The organism is Xanthomonas hortorum pv. cynarae, from assembly GCF_002939985.1.
GTDB lineage: Bacteria > Pseudomonadota > Gammaproteobacteria > Xanthomonadales > Xanthomonadaceae > Xanthomonas > Xanthomonas hortorum_D.
Window position 1 is genome coordinate 1 of record NZ_MDFM01000064.1, and the last position, 3,834, is coordinate 3,834.

The 3,834-nt window shown below is 57.8% G+C and carries 2 protein-coding genes and 3 pseudogenes; 3 read left to right on the forward strand and 2 right to left on the reverse strand.

The genetic code is table 11. The features are described from left to right. Window positions 1-352 precede the first annotated feature (352 nt). The gene (locus XcyCFBP4188_RS22050; protein WP_104592859.1) at window positions 353-601 is read right to left on the reverse strand and encodes a hypothetical protein; all 249 of its coding nucleotides are present in this window, start codon (window positions 599-601) and stop codon (window positions 353-355) included. A 108-nt stretch (window positions 602-709) separates the two neighbouring features. Continuing rightward, window positions 710-1,043 (reverse strand): annotated as a pseudogene (locus XcyCFBP4188_RS22055) (SymE family type I addiction module toxin). A 568-nt stretch (window positions 1,044-1,611) separates the two neighbouring features. On the opposite strand from XcyCFBP4188_RS22055, the gene XcyCFBP4188_RS22060 reads away from it, so the two are divergent. The 3 genes and pseudogenes from XcyCFBP4188_RS22060 to XcyCFBP4188_RS22070 form a co-directional block, all read left to right on the forward strand. Continuing rightward, entirely contained in the window at window positions 1,612-2,274 is a 663-nt protein-coding gene (locus XcyCFBP4188_RS22060) for a hypothetical protein (RefSeq protein ID WP_074058484.1), read from the forward strand. Continuing rightward, a pseudogene (locus XcyCFBP4188_RS22065) lies at window positions 2,271-3,287 on the forward strand (Tle-like phospholipase domain-containing protein); the annotation flags it as partial. The gene XcyCFBP4188_RS22060 and the pseudogene XcyCFBP4188_RS22065, both read left to right, overlap by 4 nt. A 75-nt stretch (window positions 3,288-3,362) precedes the next feature. Then, window positions 3,363-3,834: pseudogene (locus XcyCFBP4188_RS22070) on the forward strand (transposase); the annotation flags it as partial.

The window sequence follows — 3,834 nt, forward strand, 5'->3', positions numbered from 1 at the left end:
GGCCATGATGCAATCCACACCATGCCCAGAGCCGGTTTTACGTGCAGCGAGCAATTTTCATGGCTGAGAGTCGGGGCTAATCAGGAACCTCCAAGCCGCCTGGCTATCATTGGGCCGCCTGAGCGCGGTGTAACACGATCCTCGCCGAGGCGTTGACGGCCGTCAATCGCTGCAAGCCTGTGAATTGCACGGCCTGCGCAGCAGTGCGGCTGCCCATGTCCATGTGCCATGCCGCATCTTTGCAGGGACACCGCGTTACGTTCGACGACGTGCGGTGTAACGAGGCAAGCCACTGAGATTTCAAGATGCCGTCATGCGAAAGCAAGTGACCCATCAGTATGTCCAAACCAACCTAACTGCCATCTTCGGCGTGCAGAGACGACCTGCCCGGCCTTTGCTCCACCCGCTGTTCAAGTATCTCGCGCAAGGCATGGGCGGCATCGAAGATGGCTTGTCCCAACGTTGGCAGCGTCTGCGCCTCCAGGCACTCCGGTTTGCTCATGGCGATCACGTAGCCGTGGGCGGCGATGGTGCGCATCAGGCGGTCGAGCTGGTCGCGTTGGTCCAGCGTGAGATGCAAGACGACGGCGGGGTGGTCCATCTGTGTCCTCCTCGGCGCGGGGAGCTGTGAGCGCGCACGGTGTGCGACATGCGCGTTGCACTCGATGCGGGCGCGCACGTGCGCGCTGCGCATGCGCGGCACACCGGCTCAGTCGGCGGGTGCCAGGCTGACGACCAGCTCGCCATCGCGCATGCGGATGTGCAGCTTGCTGCCGATGGCAAAGCCCAGTTGTTCCAGCCAGCGGCCGCGTAGGCGTAGCGTGGGGATGCGTTTAGCCGTAGCCGACGGTGCAGTGTTGCGGGGCACGCGGGTGGCCGGGACGCGGTGGGCGGGCTTCGGTGCGGGGTTGGGGGATGGGGGGGCTCTCAACGTAGGGCCGCGGCTTGATCGAGGGATCGAGCGAATGCCAGCCGATCTCGCGGGGCGGTGGCTCCGTGGCGCGCTTGCGTGCCGATGTGGAACGGGACGTGGATCGACGCATGGCAAAGCCCTCCGTGACGAACAGGCCCCGCCGCCGGGCGGCGACGGGATGTAGGGAGGTTAGAAACCGCGAACAGTCGGCGGGCGTATTTCCCCGAAGGGTGTTGTATTAGCCGCCCTCCCGACGCAGAGCATCGCGTCGGTTGCACCCACAAGAATCTGCAGGCACAAAAAACCCACCGGTTTGACGGAGGTGGGTACCGCTGTTCGAGGAGTTTCTACGCTCCTTGCCGAGGAGACTGCTACGCGCTGTGTGACATGTCAACCGGTTGATGCTGGCGCTCTGGAGAGTGTTGATAGAAGATCTGCGCGTTGGCGCTTCACCCGGCAAAGTCAGAGCTGGGCATTGGTCAAGAGCGGATTAGTCGATGCACATTCGCTACACTCCGACAGAGGATCTTCCAGCTGCACAAACGGTGTTCCTGGATTTCTCCAAGGCCCAGTAGCTGCTTCGTGGATGCCGGACGGCTGATGATAGGTCTTTGGTTTGCAGTCACTGCGACTCAGGTCGTACCGCACCGGCAGGCCGTTCGCTCCCCAACTCTAAACACGCAGGGCACCGAGGTGGCATGAACGTATATTTCAAAACCAAGATTGTCGGATGTCTTTTCCTAGTCCTTTTGACGGGGTGCAACCCAATGAATGCTGCGTCTGAGAAGTACGAAAAAAACGGCGAGACCACGGCTGACGGAGACCCGGTCTATCGGAAAAATCAACATCCGACGGAAGCTTACAAGCTCACCATGACGATCGAGGATGCGCCGGGTCCGTTTGAGTGGATATCGGGCACCGCCTTTTATCAAATGACGAACCATGAGCAATGCACGCCGATAGAGCCTATTGCGGGTGTTTGGAGTAAGTCAAAAGAAGATGGGATACCCATCAATTTTGAAAAGATGAATCCGATGACATATGTCGCGACGATCTATGCAGATGGCATGATCGATGCGGATTATTACGGAAAGGGTGTGTGTAATTTTGAACTCAATGGCGTTGGTATCTCGCTGAAGGCGACCGGCAAAAAAGAGGAGACGCGTTTCCAGCCGGCGCTCTTTAAAGCGCAAATATACGATTCAGTACCTGTTAAATTTTATTTTTGGAAAGGAGGCTATCCGCGAAGCCAGATGGATAACTATCCCGACACTGGTGAATATAGTGTGGATAAATATGCTGAGTCAAATCGCGGAAGTTTATTTAAGGTCACGCTAAAGTCTGAGAAGGTGTCCAAATGAGCCTGACCGAACAGCAAAATGCTTTTCTCGCAAATGATGTATATGCGCGACCCGGCGTAACCGGGTCTGACAGTACGCCAGTAAAGATCGGCGGCGTCTCGTTCAGGCGTCTGGAATATATGGATCGCCCGTCCGGCTATCAGGGAATTATCTACGAGAAAATAGACACCGGCGAAATTATCGTCGCTCATCGCGGTACCGAGTTTGATCGTCAGCCGAAACAGGATGGTGCTTATGCTGACGGTGGCATGGTTGCAGCACGTCACAATCGTCAGGTCGATGATGCGATCGAATTGACTCAGAATGCATTGAAGTACGCAGAACAAAAGCACCTCAAGACCGGCCAACCTGCTCCCGATGTCACCGTCACCGGTCATTCTCTGGGCGGCAACCTCGCCCAGGTCACTGCCCACCACTTCGGCCTCAAGGGAGAGACCTTTAACGCCTATGGGGCGGTCAGCCTGGATCGGCGCATTCCTGAAGGTGGCACCGACGTGATCAATCACGTGATGGCAGGCGATGCCGTGAGTGCTGCAAGTAAGCACTATGGACAGGTGAAGCTATACGCCGCGTCGCATGAGATCACTGCGTTGGATAGGGCTGGTTACGCCAACGACAGCAGTCTTTTGGATGCACGCAATCCGATGGTCGCAACGGACTTAGGAGATTCGCATCGGATCCACAACTTCCTGCCGTTGGACGCCAACGGCAAGCCGGACCGCTCGATGTTGGAAGACCCTCAAACGCAGCTGCTGGCCCGGCAACATGCGCCGATGATCGACAAGTATCGCGGTGATGTCGAGACGTTGAGGATCGGCGTGACCCTCAATGCGAGAGTCATCCAAGGGATGAGCCTGGCGGATGGCATCGATCACTTGCGCGATCCGCTTCCCCCAGTTGCTGGACGCACGGAAATGCCTGCGACACGGTGGCACGAGGTGCAGCAGCGCATGCAAAGCGAGGATGCGCCAGCGTATGTGCCACCGGGCTGGAAGATGCCAATTGGTGAGTCGTTGTGTCAGCCTCCCGTAAAATTGATCCAGCCATAACTAGAGGTCTCCGGCACACTAGCCACCAAGGAGACCACCATGCGCAAGAGCAAGTTCACCGAGAGCCAGATCGTCGCCACGCTGAAGCAGGTCGAGGGCGGTCGCCAGGTCAAGGATGTCTGTCGCGAGCTGGGCATTTCCGATGCGACGTACTACGTCTGGAAGTCCAAGTACGGTGGCATGGAGGCAGCTGATGTGCAGCGCCTTCGCGACCTGGAGACTGAGCACAACAAGCTCAAACGCATGTACGCCGAGCTCGCGATGGAAAACCATGCATTGAAGGATGTCATCGCAAAAAAGCTGTAGACCCGGCGCATAAGCGCCCGCTTCTTGCCTGGCTCATCGAGCAGCATGGCTGGAGCGAGCGCCGGGCCTGTGCGGTGGTTGGCGTGGCGCGCTCGACTGCACGTTATCGGCGCCATCCTGATCGGGATGAGGAGGTTATTGCGCTGTTGTCCGAGTTGGCCGAGCGTTTTCCCGAGCGCGGATTTGGAAAGCTTTTTCAGATCAT

What these genes read in the sequence shown, in the direction of transcription:
- XcyCFBP4188_RS22050 (WP_104592859.1), bottom strand. Translation starts at nt 601, where the DNA reads ATGGACCACCCCGCCGTCGTCTTGCATCTCACGCTGGACCAACGCGAC.
- XcyCFBP4188_RS22060 (WP_074058484.1), top strand. Translation starts at nt 1,612, where the DNA reads ATGAACGTATATTTCAAAACCAAGATTGTCGGATGTCTTTTCCTAGTC.